Origin of the sequence: Psychromonas sp. (assembly GCF_047632995.1) — a bacterium.
Lineage (GTDB): Bacteria > Pseudomonadota > Gammaproteobacteria > Enterobacterales > Psychromonadaceae > Psychromonas.
Window position 1 is genome coordinate 24706 of sequence record NZ_JBLIEK010000004.1, and the last position, 14905, is coordinate 39610.

Here is a 14905-nt window from a genome sequence, read left to right on the forward strand (position 1 = left end):
TTAACGTACCTTCAATGTCACTAGACCAATTAACACCATTACAATAGTAATGATCCAAAAACGAACAATAACGCGTGGCTCCGGCCAACCTTTTTTCTCGTAGTGATGATGAATCGGTGCCATGCGGAAGATCCGCTGCTTGCGCATTTTATAAGATCCAACCTGTAGAATAACCGATAAGGTTTCGACCACAAAAATACTGCCCATAATGACCAATAAGATCTCCTGGCGTACCAAAACGGCAATAACACCAAGCAATGCGCCTAATGCTAATGAGCCTACATCGCCCATAAAAACTTGTGCGGGGTAAGTGTTAAACCACAAGAAACCCAATCCGGCTCCGACAATCGTCCCGCAAATAATCACCAATTCACTCGCTTTGGGGAGATAAGGGATATACAGGTAAGCCGAATAATTAACATGACTGGTTAAGTACGCGATAAGTGCAAAAGCGCCTGCGACCATCACGGTTGGCATAATCGCCAAACCATCTAATCCGTCAGTTAAATTCACTGCATTGCTGCTGCCTACTACAGTAAAATAAACCAGCGGAATAAAAGCTAATCCTAAATAAGGCATATATTGTTTAAAAAACGGCACCACAAAAGTAAGCTCGGCAGGTGTTGATGCGCTATAAAACAAAACAGTGGCTAGAATAAGGGCGGTAATGGATTGCCAAAAATACTTCCAGCGCGCAATCAATCCATCAGGATGTTTACGCACGACTTTTAAATAATCGTCCATAAATCCAATGGCACCAAAGGCAAGGGTTGTAAAGAGCACAATCCAGACATAATGGTTATCCAAGCGTGCCCAAAGCAGGGTAGAAAGGGTGATTGCAGCGAGAATCATAATCCCCCCCATTGTCGGGGTTCCTGCCTTGCTGAAATGTGATTCCGGGCCGTCACTGCGCACGATCTGGCCAATCTGCATTCTTTGCAAGTAACGGATCAGCTTGGGCCCAATCCATAATGAAAATGCTAATGCGGTTAAAACAGCCATTACCATACGCACTGATAGGTAAGTCAGTACATTAAGAAACGAAAAATGACTTGAAAACAATTCTGCTAACCAAACAATCATGGGTTTTTCCTATTTTATAACCGGTTTAATTTTTTAATAACAGCTGCTTAATATAAGCAACAATTTCTTCCATTTTCGCACTGCGTGATCCTTTCACTAAAATGGTTAATTTTTCACTATTATCCAATAATGCGTTTTGCAGATGTTCTTTTAATGCGCCTTTATCGGTAAAGTGCACCCCCCTGTTTGCTCCATGAACGTTGAATGCCTGCGCAGTCTGCTCTGTTAATTTCCCGACGGTTAATAGCTGCTTAACCCCCTGCCTAGCCGCATATTCACCGATCGCAATATGCTCTTTTTGGCTATATAAACCCAACTCACCCATATCACCTAAAATTAACAGGTGTGCACTCTGATATTGAACAAGAAGATCGATAGCAGCCTTAACTGATGCCGAGTTTGAATTATAGGTATCGTCAATCACGCTCACCATAGGGGTAACTTGACTGCAATTAACGCGTCCCGCCACCTCTTTTACTGACGCTAAGCCGCGACGAATAATATCCAGTCCGCAGCCTAATGCAAGTGCCATACTGGCAGCGGCTAATGCATTACTGACATTGTGTTTCCCCGCTATATTCAGTTGCACTTCAGTTGCCTGTATAACGCCGTCACTGTGCAGATTTAAGGTGAATGTTGCGTTACCTGACAGATCAAATTTCAGATCGGATGCAAATAGATCTGCATTGTTATCTGTTAGTGAAAAGGTAAAAAATTTAGTCTGTTGCTGCTGCAACTGCTGTATATATTGCTGAGCAAAATTGGCATCGAGATTAACGACGGCTGAGCCGTTTTCAGATAAGCTTGTCCAGATTTCACCCTTCGCTTTTGCCACGCCCTCAAGCGAGCCAAATCCTTCCAGATGAGCGGGCATTACATTATTAATTAGCGCCACATCCGGTTTGGCAAGTTGCGCAGTATAAGCGATTTCACCTTGGTGATTGGCCCCTAACTCAAGGACCGCAAAACGACTTTGCTCTGTTAAACGCAGCAATGTTAATGGCAGACCGATATCGTTATTAAAGTTGCCCTTCGTTGCAAGTACAGCGTTTGGCACACTGCAAAACTGCCGTAAAATTTCGCTAAGCAACTCTTTTGTTGTGGTTTTTCCATTACTGCCCGTAATAGCGGCACATTTTAAGCCGCTGATTTTTTGCTTTACATAAGCCCCCAGCAAACCTAATGCAATACGTGTATCTGCAACTAATACACAGGGTAATTTGCTGTCTGTTTTATGATCAACCAATAAAAGCGCAGCCCCGGCTGTTTCAGCCTGATCTAAAAATTGGTGCGCATCAAATAGCTCACCGCGCAAAGCGATAAACAAGCAGCCGACTTCAATGGCTCGCGTATCGGTACAAATCTGATTAATAACAAGCTCATCTGCCCCACTGTTGATTAGCGTGCCGCCTGTGGCTTGTGCTATTTGCGCTGCCGTTAATGAAATCATGATTCCACCGGATTATTATATTGTTTTTGTAATGAAGCCAATAATTCCCGATCACTGTAATCTAAACAGGTATCACCTATAATTTGATAGTTTTCATGCCCTTTACCCGCTAATAAAATAAGATCCCCGGGTAAGCTGTTTTCTAATAGAAATAACACAGCTTGTGTACGATCATGAATTTTTGTAACCGTATCGGCATGATTAAATCCAGATAAAATATCCTGCATAATATCTTGTGCAGGTTCAGTGCGCGGATTGTCATCAACTAAAACAACTTTTTCTGCAAAAGCTTCCGCCACCTTTGCCATTTCCGGCCGTTTCCCTTTATCTCTGTCTCCACCACACCCAAAAACGCAAATTAGTCGTCCGTCAGATTTATGCTTTTGCAGAGCGATTAATGCTTTTTCTAATGCATCCGGTGTATGTGCATAATCCACCACAAAGGTAATCTCTTTTTCTGGAAAAAAGTATTGCTCCATGCGCCCGGGCACAGTGTTCAATTTTGGAAAAATAGTTTCAAGTTGCGCGATTGTTATATTTTCAACCAGCAATTGTGTCAACACAGCGGCTAAATTGGAGACATTAAAATCGCCATAAAATGGGGCTGAAATATGGCCGTCACCCCAAGCAGATTCGAATGAAAAATCAATTCCTTTGGCTTGATAATTAACGTCAGTGACACGTAAATAGGGCTGTTTTTTAGTACCCGGCATTGCATTAAAACCGTAGGCTATGGCATCAGGAAAGTCCTGTAACCAGTCATTGCCGACCTGATCATCACTATTAATAATGCGGTGTTTAACTGAGTGTTTTGCGAATAATGTTTTTTTAGCTTCACCATAGCTCTCCATAGAGCCGTGATAATCAAGGTGATCGCGTGATAAGTTGGTAAAAATCGCACTATGAAAAGGTAACGCAGTGACACGCCCTTGGCTTAAACCATGCGAGGAAACCTCCATTATCGTGTAGTCGACCTGCTTTTGCTGATACTGATGTAACTCAGCCAAAAGCGAAATTGGATCTAATGTGGTATTTACACTACTTTTAAGCTGCCCGAATAAGCCGTTACCAATGGTCCCCATTTGCGCACTTTTTTTTCCTAATAACATAAAAGAATTTGCCAATAGAGTGGCAATGGTCGTTTTACCATTGGTTCCAGTGACCGCAATTACTTTATGCAATGTCTCTTTTGAGAAATAAAAACGATATGCCAGCGCGCTTAAAATTACCGGAAGCTCGTAAATATCAATCACCGGCACACCAGATACGTTGGTAATGACCCCATGTCGATTAAGATCGCGCGTTTGTGACAAAATCACTGATGCGCCCTGCTCTATCGCCGTCTTAATAAAGGTCCGACCATCAAGCTGCGCCCCCTGCAAGGCCACAAACAGGTTGTCTTTGACGACTTTGCGACTATCTAAGGTCAACCCAGTTACCAGCAAACGGTCAAAGTCGACAGCTAACCATGGCCTCAACAGCGTCTTTAAAGAGATAGATTGCAGCGGCTTATTCATTATTAATAAGACTCCAGCAAGGTATAACGTTCATTTTGATCGTCAGGGCGAACATGGCTTAATAAGAGTGCACTTTTCATCACAGCTGAGAAAACTGGCGCGGCAACATCACCTGCATAATAACGATCGCCCTGCGGTTCATTGATCATCACCACAATCGCAAAACGGGGTTTACTGATAGGCGCTAAGCCTGCAAAAACAGAAACATAGTCATCTCCGTATCCACCTGCTTCCGCTTTTCGCGATGTCCCTGTTTTACCTGCTATTCTATAACCTTCAACTTTTGCTTTAGGCGCAGTACCGCCTTTCTGGCTGACCCCTTCCATCATTTCCACAACTTCGAGCGCTATATTACGAGGAATAACCTGATCGCCTGTAACTGGAGATGGATTTTTTAATATGCTTATCGGGTACTCTATACCGCCGCTACCTAATATTGCATAGGCTTTAGCCAGCTGTAAGGTCGTAGTCGTAATACCGTAACCAAAAGACATAGTAGCCAATTCAAAATCAGACCAACGATGTTGGATTGGTAACCTACCTACGGTCTCACCAATCAGGCCGATCCCGGTATCATTGCCAAAGCCGAAATTTGCAAATGTCTGCTGCAATTGCCCCGGCTCTAAGCGTAAAGCTAATTTACTGACCCCTATATTACTGGATTTTTTCAAAATCATGGCCAAATTAATCTTACCTAGATTATGACCATCGCGGACGCGACGACCACCAATATGCATCCAACCCGGTGATGTATCTATCACTTCATCAACATTCGCTTTACCATAAATCAGCGCACTGGATACCACTAAGGGTTTTACTGTTGAACCGGGTTCGAAGGTATCGGTTATAGCGCGATTTCTTAATTTATAAGCTTGATATTGGTCACGATCATTGGGATTAAACGACGGATAATTTGCCATCGCATAAATCTCCCCCGTATTAACATCCAAAACCACAACAGAGCCTGATGTGGCATCATTTATTTTCACCGCCCGTTTTAATTGACTGTAGGCTACGGCTTGAATACGTTGATCGATACTAAGTTGTAAAATACCTGCAGCTTTTTTCTCTTCCAGCACTTCAATATTGTCTATAACATTACCCAGTCTATCCTTGCGCACGCTTTTCTTGCCGTTTTGCCCTTGCAGGTAGGTATTGTAAGTTTTTTCAATCCCCTCAATGCCTTGCGCATCAAGATCGGTCAAACCTAAAATATTGGCATTAATTTCACCCGTTGGGTAAAAACGATGCGATTCTAGCCGTTTAGCAATGCCGGCTAAGTTTAATTTTTTAATATATTCCACAACCGCTTCGTTTACTTGCCTTTTGAGATAGACAAAACGGGTGTTTGGTTTTTGTATAGTATCCGCAAGTGTTCCTATATCAATATCTAACACTTCCGCTAATGCTGGCCATTTTTTTGATTCATAAAAATACTGTTTAGTGTGTTTTTGTTTTCCTGTATGCGTATTTACTTCTACGCTTTCCGACCATTCTTTAGGGGTAAAGGCGTATGCCTCTTTTACCATTTTCGGATCCACCCAAATTGCGTAAGCCGGCACACTAATAGCCAGCTCTTCACCATAACGATCTTCAATATTTCCCCGATGCGCCACAGATTGTGTCACACGCAGACTGCGCTTATCTGCTTCGTTGCTTAAATATTCAGGTTCAATAACCTGAATATAAGCAAGGCGGCTGATTAAAAGTAAAGCAACAGTGGCAACAGCAAACGATACAAACAGATAACGCCACGAAGAAAACGTAGCGTACACTTTTTTCTTTTTGATCTGCTTACTGGCTTTTGATTTCGCTAAATTGCGTTTTATTTTCATGGAAGTTCCACTAATACACTATTTTTTTTTGTTGGTTGTGACATAGATAATTTCTTTCGCGCAATACGCCTGATGCGACTGTGTTCATCAAGCGTGTGTTCTTCAATTAACAGATTACGCATCTCAATCATCAAGTTATCTTTCTGTTGTGATAATTGTTCTTTTCTTGTGACTAACACGCGCGTTTCATGGGTGGTATAGATGTTATAAAACGCGCTTAATAAAATAGCGATTCCCACTAACAGTGCAAAAATATTCTTACGTAAATCAGCAAGAATTAAAAACAATAAATTATCGCGATGGTCACTCAACTTAGTGGCTCTCAGGCTCAGCAATTTTCTCGGCAACACGCAGTACAGAACTGCGGGCTCGTGGATTTTCACTGATCTCTAGCTCGCCGGGTTTTAATGCTTTTGCCACTGACTTAAGCGTGTTGCCTTTTTCCATCTGTGCTTCAGTTAATGGCAATCCGGCAGGGTATTCTCGGCCTTTTTCCTGTTTACGAATAAAACGTTTTACAATTCTGTCTTCAAGCGAATGAAAACTGATAACAGAAAGCCGCCCACCAATTGCCAAAATCTCTAATGCGCCATCTAATACTTTGTGGATCTCTTCCAGTTCACTGTTTACATAAATTCGGATCGCTTGGAAACTGCGCGTTGCCGGGTGTTTTTTCTTCTCTCTTTTGGGGCAAAGGCGTTCGATTAATTGCGCTAATTGCAGCGTACGTAAAAAAGGTGTCTGTTCACGATCAGCCACAATTGCACGGGCGATACGGTAAGCAAATTTCTCTTCGCCAAAGGTTTTTAACACCCAACCGATATCGTCAATATCCGCTTTTGCTAACCAATCAGCCGCGCTGATACCCGATGTAGGATCCATACGCATATCCAGCGGGCCGTCACGCATAAAACTAAATCCTCGTTCCGGATCATCAAGTTGCGGGGATGAAACGCCCAGATCTAACAACACGCCATCAATTTTACCCGCTAAATCCAACTCTTTAATATATTGCGCAAGTTCCGAAAATGGCCCGTGAATAAGGGTGAAACGCGGATCCTCTTTCATTAAAGCCTGCCCGGTTGCAATAGCACGCGGATCTCGGTCAATGGCAATCAAGCGCCCATTTTCACCAAGTTGCTTCAATATATGGCGAGAATGACCACCTCGGCCAAATGTGCCGTCAACATAAATGCCATCTTTTTTTAACGCTAAGCCATTAACCGCTTCATCAAGTAGTACCGTGATATGTTCAGCCATTACAGTGAAAACCCCTTTAATCGTTCGCTCAAATCATTGCCCGTAGGTAAACCTTGTTGTAAATCTTGTTCTACTTGTTGATGCCACATATCTTCATCCCACAGCTCAAATTTATTTAATTGCCCAACCAGCATCACTTTTTTTTGTAGTTTTGCGTGTTGCCTTAACGTTGGTGCTATTAACGTTCGCCCACCTTTATCTAATTCACTCTCTGTTGCATATCCCAAAATCAGTCTCTGCAAACGACGCTCTTGTGGATCGGTACTTGATAACCCGCGTAATTTACTTTCAATTAATAACCATTCATTTAATGGATAAAGCAATAAACAGGGCGACTGAAGATCGATAGTACAGACAAATTGACCGTTGCAAGTATCCGTCAACCAATCACGATATCGTGTTGGAATAGCGACTCTTCCTTTGCTATCAAGATTAATTGCACTTGCGCCACGCAACATAAAAATAAGATCCACGAGTGAGTATTCAGAAATACGGCTTAACTATAGACGAAAAGATCCACTTTTATACACTTTTCCCCACATTAAGCAATAAAGTCTAATAAAGTGTGCAATTATTGCAAGCAAAGTCGCTTTTATTTTTATATAGCCCTTCACAGGTCATTAATTAACCTGTTTAAAATTGTAAAAAGTGCAGCCGAACAGATAGAATGTGAAATTATCATCAATAATGGTCAGGCTCAGTTCGGCCGTGCTATACTATCTCGCTGTTAAATTTTTTAACCTATTTATTAAAGGAACATCCCTTGCAAGAGCAACAATTAAAACAGTTCGTGTTACAACAACTTGAAGATATGAAAGCAAAAGAGATCACCGTTATTGATGTTTCAGAAACATCAGATGTAACGGATACGATGATAATCTGTACTGGTAACTCTAAACGCCATGTTCGCTCCGTTGCAGAACAAACTGCACTTGCAGCCAAAAAAGAAGGTGAAACACCTTTAGGCATTGAAGGTTTAGAAGGCAGTGAGTGGGTACTACTGGACTTGGGCAGCGTTGTTGTGCACGTGATGCAGGATGAAACTCGACAGTTCTATCAGCTTGAGAAACTTTGGGAACAGTGTGCTTAATGAAAATTCAGTTGATCGCAGTGGGCACAAAGATGCCAGACTGGGTTGAAAAAGGATATCAAGAGTATGCCCGACGTTTTCCAAAAGAGATGCAACTTGAGTTGCTAGAAATAAACGCTGGGAAGCGTGGCAAGAATGCAGATATAAAACGCATCTTAAAAAAAGAGGGTGAACTCACTCTTGCTGCCGTCCCCAAAGGCAATAAAATTGTCACCCTAGAAGTAACGGGGAAGGCTTGGACGACAGAACAACTTGCCAGCGAGATGACTCAATGGCAACGTGATGCACGAAATATTAGTTTACTGATCGGCGGCCCAGAGGGGCTGGCGCCAGAGTGTATCGAAAGATCAGAACAACGCTGGTCTCTTTCCGCCTTAACTTTACCACACCCAATTGTCCGTATTATCGTTGCTGAAAGCTTATACCGTGCTTATACATTAACGATTAACCACCCTTACCATAGAGAATAAAAGGTGGTTAAAAAACGCATAAGTATAAGAAATCACTCCGCAGAATCCGCTCTTTTTATGCGCCGCACTTTAGTCGTTTTTATCGCCATCTTGTTTGCCATCGGCATGCTAATCAGCAACCTTTATTATCTGCAAATCAGCTCTTTTCAAAGCTATCAAACGCGCTCAAATGATAATCGCATTAATGTACAAAGCGTGCCGCCTAATCGCGGGCTTATTTATGACAGAAACGGCATAATACTTGCCGAAAACCGCCCAGTCTACGGATTGCAAGTTATTGTTAATAAAACAAAAGATTTAAAAAACAACATCGAGCAGCTACGCGATTTACTGCTGTTGACAGATCAAGAAATTGACAATTTTTACAATGAAAAGCGCCACACTCGCTCTTTCAAACCTATTATTATCCGTGATAATTTAACGCCCAAAGAGGTCGCCCTGTTTACGGTTAATCAACACAGATTCCAAGGTTTTGCTATTCAAGCTAACCTTAAACGTTTCTATCCTTTTGGCGATGCCTTTACCCATGTCCTTGGCTATATTGCCAAAATTAACAGTAAAGATGTACAGCGCATCGAGCAGCAAGGAGAAACTGCACGTTATCGGGGTACCCATTATATTGGCAAATTAGGTATCGAAAAATATTATGAAGAGTTATTACACGGACAACCCGGACAACGCCAAGTTGAGGTCGATAGCTGGGGGAAAGTGATCCGTACCCTTAATTTCACTCCGCCGGTGCCGGGCAAAGATCTCAAATTAAATATTGATATTAAATTACAGCTCAAGGCGCAGCAACTACTGGGTGACCTTCGCGGTACTATCATTGTATTGGACGCTAAAACGGGCGGTATTTTAACCTTAATCTCAAATCCAAGTTATGATCCCAATCTTTTTGTGCAGGGGATCAGTCGTAAACAATATCAGAGGCTTCTCCAATCCAAAGATCGTCCTCTGATTAACCGGGCGACACAAGGTCGCTATCCGCCCGCTTCAACCATCAAACCACAGATGGCATTACTGGCGTTAAACAGTAAAGTGATCACTGAATCAACAATCATCAATGATCCCGGTTGGTGGATAGTGCCTGGTTCAAACCGCCGCTTTAGAGACTGGAAACATTGGGGTCATGGTAAAGTTGATGTCAGGCGTGCCATAGTGGAAAGCTGCGATACCTTTTTTTACGATACCGCCTATCACGTGGGTATTGATAGAATCAGCCCGTTTATGAAAACGTTTGGCTTTGGCAATTATAGCGGTTTAGACATAGGTGAAGAGACGAAAGCAATTATGCCCTCGCGCGAATGGAAAAAACAACGTTTTAGGGCACCTTGGTATGATGGTGATACTATCTCAGTGGGGATCGGCCAAGGTTACTGGACAACCACGCCCATTCAATTAACCAAAGCAACCGCAATTTTAGCGCGTCGCGGAAAGATTATTGAACCCAGGATTCTACAGTCGGTCATTTCAGCCGGCGGATCTTTTTCACCGGTGCATGAATCAAAAGCGCCAATACAGTTAGAAGATGACCATTACTGGGATATCGCACTGGAATCTATGCTTGGCGTTACCAGCAAAAGAAGCGGTACTGCACATAGAGCGTTTGCTAATACCTCTTACACGGTTGCCGGAAAATCAGGTACTGCGCAAGTAGTGAGTATCAAAGAAGATGAAAAATATAATGCCAGTGAAATGAAAGAACGGCATCGTGATAACGCTATGTTTGTCGCATTCGCCCCGTTTAAATCACCCGAAATAGTGGCCACGGTTGTTTTAGAAAATGCAGGAGGAGGCAGCAGCAATGCAGCGCCAATGATTCGCGAAATGTTCGATCTATATTTTGATAAATTATCCCAGACTTCAACTGTTAAACCACTAGGCTTTTAAATATGGTCAGCACACACGCACAAAAAAGTATTTTCTACCGCTTACATATTGACCCGCTATTGTTATTGGGTATCTGTTTATTAATGGGATTGAGTCTCACCGTGCTCTACTCTGTCGCGGGTTATGAGATGGTAATTAAACAGCTTATTCGCCTCGCTATTGCCCTTACTACGATGATAATACTGGCACAAGTTTCCCCAGAAACATACCGTCGCTGGACACCGGCTATCTTTATTATCTGTTTATTACTTTTAGTGGCCGTGTTAATTTTTGGCCATATAGGCAAAGGTGCACAGCGCTGGTTAGATCTAGGTTTTACCCGATTTCAACCCTCAGAAATAATGAAGCTGATTATGCCACTGATGGTTGCCTACTATATCAGCCAATATAACCTACCTCCACGCTTAAAAAACACCTTTATAGCGTTAATCATTGTTATCCTTCCGACCCTCTTAATTGCTAAACAGCCTGATTTAGGGACTGCGATATTAATTGCCTCGTCCGGACTGTTTGTGCTTTTTCTATCCGGAATTTCATGGCGTTATATCGCTTTATCGGTCACTGCCATACTGGCATTTATACCCGTTCTGTGGTTTTATTTAATGCATGATTACCAACGCGGACGGGTGCTAACCTTAATCAATCCTGAAGCGGATCCGCTTGGTACTGGCTACCATATTATTCAGTCAAAAATTGCCATTGGCTCGGGTGGGCTATGGGGTAAAGGTTGGTTAGCGGGCACACAATCACAACTCGAATTTTTACCCGAACGCCATACCGATTTTATCTTTTCCGTTTTTTCCGAAGAGTTTGGTTTTGCTGGTATTTTGCTATTGCTTACTATCTATCTGTTTATTATTGGCCGTGGTTTGTGGATTGCCAATCAGGCACAAGATGCTTTCACCCGTTTGGTTGCAGGTTCGATCACCTTAACTTTCTTTGTTTATGTCTTTGTTAATATCGGTATGGTGAGTGGTTTGTTACCTGTTGTAGGTGTTCCTCTGCCATTAATAAGCTATGGTGGAACGTCAATTGTAACCTTATTAGCAGGTTTCGGGGTGTTAATGTCAATAAATACCCATAAACGTTTTAATATTAAATAAGAAGAGTGATGAATAAATTCAATATAGTAGCGCTACTACTGCTTAGTTTTTTAGTCACTGGCTGCAGTACATCTACTAGTCGTTATAAAATAAAAGATGACCATAGCCCATCAGATATACCGCCATTAGAGAATGTTGAGGATGCCAATCCACGTTATGAACCTTATTCTCGCGGTGGCAATAAAAATTACAGGGTACGGGGCATTGATTATAAGGTGTTCTCAGATATTACTGAATTCACAGAGACAGGCAACGCGTCTTGGTACGGTAATAAATTTCACGGCCACTTAACCTCCAATGGCGAGCGTTACAATATGTTTGCCATGAGCGCCGCCCACAAAAACTTGCCTTTGCCGAGTTACATACAAGTAACCAATTTAGAAAACAATAAGCAGATTATTGTCCGCGTTAATGATCGCGGGCCTTTTCACTCAGGCCGAATCGTCGACCTTTCTTATGCCGCTGCAAAAAAACTGGATATGCTAAAGGCCGGCACGGCAAGAGTAAAAATAAAATTATTACATTTTAAAAACAAAAAGCAGCAAGACGAACACTTTACTGGTATTTACTATATCCAATATTTGGTCACCTCATTACCTGAAAAAGCCAATCAATTAGGTAAAAAACTCAGCGCAACTTATCAAGTAAAAAGCTTACAGGTGCAAGATAACAATCATTACAAGTTGCGCTTAGGCCCTTTTACCAACCAATTGCAGGCAGATAATTTACTCAAAAAAATACAACTCGACTACCCCAATGCTTTTATTATTGAGCAGAAATAACGCCTTTTCAAACAGGTGTCAGGCTAGATATTATAGAGAAGAGAATTAACGTACTGGAATTAAAGAGCCGGGAAAGTAATCTGAGTAATGTATTAGCAGCAAAGGATGATGCGCGTTTTGAAATGCTCTCGGCCTAATGATGTGTTAGGTAGAAAGCTATGTCCGCTAACATAGCTCTCTCTGGATTAAAGCCGCTAGTACGAAAAACAGCCCCAATAATCAAACGAATATCTGTTACTCACCGGCAATTTTCATCTGCTTAATTAAAACAGATCCGGTTTTAAGGCTGCTACGCGGATCAATATCGTTTGCGATAGCCTCGATATTCATAAACATCTCTTTTAAGTTACCCGCAATAGTGATTTCATGTACAGGATAAGCAATCACACCATTTTCAATCCAGAAACCTGCTGCGCCACGGGAATAATCACCTGTAACCAAATTCACCCCTTGCCCCATTAACTCTGTGACAAATAATCCGCTGCCCATCTCTTTAAATAAGCTAGGCAAATCTAAACAGCCGGTCTTCACAAACCAGTTATGAATACCACCGGCATGTCCTGTGCTTTGCATATTTAATTTTCGCGCGGCATAACCGGTTAATAAGTAAGTTTGCAGCACGCCATTTTCAACAATATTACGGGTTATTGTTTTACCGCCTTCTTGATCGAAGGGGGCACTGGCAATTCCTTTGCGCAGATGAGGCTTCTCAGAAATCTCGAACCAATCTGGAAATATTTGCTTATCTAAGCTGTCCAGTAAAAAACTGGATTTTTTATATAAGTTTGTACCACTAATTGCGCCAGCTAAATGACCAAACAAACCACTTGCCACCTCTGCTGAAAAAATAACAGGTGCCTGCTGCGTTTTTATTTTAGTCGCACCTAAACGTTGCACTGTGCGTTTTACCGCATCATCTGCGACCCATTGCGGCGAAAACAGTTCCGCCATATCACGGCCGCTTGTATAGCTGTGATCACGCTGCATCTGCGCACCTTGCTGAGCAATTAAGATACAACTTAAACTGTGGCGACTGCTTGCATAACTGTGTAGAAAACCGTGTGTATTGCCGTAAACTGTCATATTGGAATGGCTATTAACCTGTGCTCCGTCAGAATTAACAATGCGTTTATCGCTCTCGAGCGCAATATTTTCGCACTCTTTTGCAAGTGCCAATAGCGCTTCCGTACTCTGTTTACTTGGATGATACAGATCTAAGTCCAAGGGATTTTTTTCTAAACAACGCTCATCCAATAACCCGGAAAAAATATCTTTACAAGTATATTTGGCAATATCGACAGCAGCTTTAACCGTCGACTCAATCGCCTGTAAACTTAAATCTGCGGTAGAGGCACTCCCCTTACATTGATTAATGTAAACACTGATCCCCATTCCGCCATCGTTATTAAATTCAATATTCTCAACTTCGCCTAACCGTGTATTAACAGAAATACCCGATGTTTTACCTAATGCGACTTCTGCTTGGTCTACGCCCAGCTGTTTTGCAATAGTTAACGCTTCATTAACAGCATATTCGAGTTCTTTTTTCTGTTCAATCATAAGTAACACACCACTGAGATAAAATTTAATTTTGAGTAATAAAGAATAACATGCTTTAAGGTAAGCTTCTTCTGAAGATGTTATGATGTACGCAATTATACTCAAACCACTTGTAAAAATACTTCCAAGTAATTGAGCAACATCCCTTAAAACGTAATTGAAAAGAACCCTATGACCAAAAATGCAGAACCAGTTGCTGAAGATGAAATCAGTAAATCACAAATCAAACGTGAAGCCGAAGTGTTTAAAGTAATCGGCCGCCAATTACTTGAGTTAAATAACAAGCAGTTGACAAAAATACCGGGTAGCGAATTACTTTTCAATGCAATTGCGGTGGCACATAAAATAAGCGGAAAACATGAAGCGCTGCGCCGACAAATCCAATTTATTGGCAAAGTATTGCGTAATGAAGAGATCGAATTAATTACCGCTGCGATTGATAAGCTTAATAATAAGCATCAGCAACTGACTCATGCTTCGCAAAAGTTAGAAGCAGTGCGTGATACTTTAATTGAGCAAGGCGATCCTAAAATTAATGAGCTAATAGAACAATTCCCGCTCATTGAACGTCAAAAGTTACGTCACTTAGTACGCCAAGCAAATAAAGAGAAAAAAGAAGAAAAACCGGCAAAAGCAGCTAAAGAGTTGTTTGCCTATTTAAAAACATTTTGTTTATAAGCTTAGCTCTACAATCTTAAAAAAAAGAGACATTCATTAAGTATGCCTCTTTTTTTCTTTATAGAGTGTGTATACCCAAACTACTTCAAGATGCAGATTCAGAGCTTCACCCGGATGCTAGAACAAGGCATAACATGCTGAGAATGGTTATTCCCTTTTCAAGTGTTATAACGCAGTGCTAGCTTTC

Annotated in this window: 14 protein-coding genes; 6 read left to right on the plus strand and 8 right to left on the minus strand. The window is 41.8% G+C overall.

The genetic code is table 11. The features are described 5' to 3' along the window. The 7 genes from mraY to mraZ are packed head-to-tail and all read right to left on the minus strand — an operon-like array spanning position 1 to position 7603. Positions 1-1083 carry a phospho-N-acetylmuramoyl-pentapeptide-transferase gene (gene mraY, locus ACJAT7_RS01590; RefSeq protein ID WP_415225041.1) on the minus strand — a complete coding sequence of 361 codons (1083 nt, stop codon included), beginning with the start codon at positions 1081-1083 and terminating at the stop codon, positions 1-3. Between the two features lie 25 nt (positions 1084-1108). Beyond that, positions 1109-2533 carry a UDP-N-acetylmuramoyl-tripeptide--D-alanyl-D-alanine ligase gene (locus tag ACJAT7_RS01595; protein WP_415225042.1) on the minus strand — a complete coding sequence of 475 codons (1425 nt, stop codon included), beginning with the start codon at positions 2531-2533 and terminating at the stop codon, positions 1109-1111. Beyond that, positions 2530-4050, minus strand: a complete 1521-nt coding sequence (gene murE, locus ACJAT7_RS01600) for a UDP-N-acetylmuramoyl-L-alanyl-D-glutamate--2,6-diaminopimelate ligase (RefSeq protein WP_415225043.1) — start codon at positions 4048-4050, stop codon at positions 2530-2532. Before murE ends, ACJAT7_RS01595 begins: the two co-directional genes overlap by 4 nt. Positions 4051-4052: 2 nt before the next feature. Continuing rightward, entirely contained in the window at positions 4053-5885 is a 1833-nt protein-coding gene (locus ACJAT7_RS01605; RefSeq protein ID WP_415225044.1) for a peptidoglycan D,D-transpeptidase FtsI family protein, read from the minus strand. Next, positions 5882-6196 carry a cell division protein FtsL gene (gene ftsL / locus ACJAT7_RS01610; protein ID WP_415225045.1) on the minus strand — a complete coding sequence of 105 codons (315 nt, stop codon included), beginning with the start codon at positions 6194-6196 and terminating at the stop codon, positions 5882-5884. The genes ACJAT7_RS01605 and ftsL overlap by 4 nt, the downstream gene beginning before the upstream one ends. A gap of 1 nt (position 6197) precedes the next feature. Further along, positions 6198-7145 (minus strand): 16S rRNA (cytosine(1402)-N(4))-methyltransferase RsmH, encoded by a 948-nt coding sequence (gene rsmH / locus ACJAT7_RS01615; protein ID WP_415225046.1) that lies wholly within the window; start codon positions 7143-7145, stop codon positions 6198-6200. Then, positions 7145-7603, minus strand: a complete 459-nt coding sequence (mraZ, locus tag ACJAT7_RS01620) for a division/cell wall cluster transcriptional repressor MraZ (RefSeq protein WP_415225047.1) — start codon at positions 7601-7603, stop codon at positions 7145-7147. The genes rsmH and mraZ overlap by 1 nt, the downstream gene beginning before the upstream one ends. A 305-nt stretch (positions 7604-7908) precedes the next feature. On the opposite strand from mraZ, the gene rsfS reads away from it, so the two are divergent. From rsfS to ACJAT7_RS01645, 5 genes are read left to right on the plus strand one after another with little or no spacing between them, the layout of a single operon-like run. Continuing rightward, positions 7909-8235, plus strand: coding sequence for a ribosome silencing factor (rsfS, locus tag ACJAT7_RS01625; protein ID WP_415225048.1), 327 nt, complete (start codon positions 7909-7911; stop codon positions 8233-8235). Further along, positions 8235-8705 carry a 23S rRNA (pseudouridine(1915)-N(3))-methyltransferase RlmH gene (gene rlmH, locus ACJAT7_RS01630; RefSeq protein WP_415225049.1) on the plus strand — a complete coding sequence of 157 codons (471 nt, stop codon included), beginning with the start codon at positions 8235-8237 and terminating at the stop codon, positions 8703-8705. Before rsfS ends, rlmH begins: the two co-directional genes overlap by 1 nt. A 3-nt stretch (positions 8706-8708) precedes the next feature. Further along, positions 8709-10595 carry a penicillin-binding protein 2 gene (mrdA, locus tag ACJAT7_RS01635; protein ID WP_415225050.1) on the plus strand — a complete coding sequence of 629 codons (1887 nt, stop codon included), beginning with the start codon at positions 8709-8711 and terminating at the stop codon, positions 10593-10595. A 2-nt stretch (positions 10596-10597) separates the two neighbouring features. After that, positions 10598-11698 carry a rod shape-determining protein RodA gene (gene rodA, locus ACJAT7_RS01640; protein WP_415225051.1) on the plus strand — a complete coding sequence of 367 codons (1101 nt, stop codon included), beginning with the start codon at positions 10598-10600 and terminating at the stop codon, positions 11696-11698. Between the two features lie 8 nt (positions 11699-11706). Continuing rightward, positions 11707-12480 (plus strand): septal ring lytic transglycosylase RlpA family protein, encoded by a 774-nt coding sequence (locus ACJAT7_RS01645; protein WP_415225052.1) that lies wholly within the window; start codon positions 11707-11709, stop codon positions 12478-12480. A gap of 234 nt (positions 12481-12714) precedes the next feature. Here the strand turns inward: ACJAT7_RS01645 and pmbA are convergent, their stop codons facing one another. Next, a complete protein-coding gene (gene pmbA / locus ACJAT7_RS01650; protein ID WP_415225053.1) occupies positions 12715-14040 on the minus strand; it encodes a metalloprotease PmbA in 1326 nt (441 codons plus the stop codon). A gap of 171 nt (positions 14041-14211) precedes the next feature. Here pmbA and yjgA point away from each other — a divergent pair, with 171 nt between their 5' ends. Continuing rightward, positions 14212-14718, plus strand: coding sequence for a ribosome biogenesis factor YjgA (gene yjgA / locus ACJAT7_RS01655; protein ID WP_415225054.1), 507 nt, complete (start codon positions 14212-14214; stop codon positions 14716-14718). Positions 14719-14905 lie beyond the last annotated feature (187 nt).